Below are 552 nucleotides of genomic sequence, written 5' to 3'. Positions count from 1 at the left end.
CAAGATTATACTTGCAACTGTTCAGCCCATGGAGCTTGTCTGGATGAGGTCCAAGGTCATGTTGAATTTAGGGCAAGTGGACCGGCGAATTCAGAACTGGCTAGATCGGGTCTTTCCGGAATATACCAAGGTGTTTAAAAACTTAGAAGGCAGGGCGTCTCTCATTACACTTCGTAAGAGCCCGCTGCTACAGGATCTCGTCTCGCTTGGCGCCAGCGAGATTGTGAGTCAGTGGAAGAACTGTGGTGTAATGCGAACTGTAGGCATGAAGCGAGCAATACGTCTCGTAACAGTCGCTGAGAAGTCCATGGGTCTAAATGAGGGGCTCGCGTCTACCAAGTTGGAATTAAAGGCTTTACGTTTTGTTAGGCTAATGTGCAAATTAGTCGGGGAATTAGTTTTTATTCATAAGAAAGAGGTGTCAGTTAATGGTAGATATACCCTTTTCCGTTGTGAACAGCTTTACAAGTAATGCTTTTGAGGGAAATCCAGCAGCAGTTATTCTTAATGCAAATACCTTGGATCATGAGACAATGTTACGGATTGCACGTC

General features: G+C 44.9%; 1 protein-coding gene. It reads left to right on the top strand.

The features are described from left to right. Positions 1–428: 428 nt before the first annotated feature. A partial coding sequence (locus MM817_RS17635; RefSeq protein WP_419723431.1) for a PhzF family phenazine biosynthesis protein occupies positions 429–552 on the top strand: 124 nt, incomplete at its 3' end.

The sequence above is a fragment of the Sulfoacidibacillus ferrooxidans genome (genome assembly GCF_022606465.1).
Lineage (GTDB): Bacteria > Bacillota > Bacilli > Alicyclobacillales > SLC66 > Sulfoacidibacillus > Sulfoacidibacillus ferrooxidans.
Note: the sequence above shows the minus strand (reverse complement) of the source record. Positions and strands in the feature narration are given on the sequence as shown.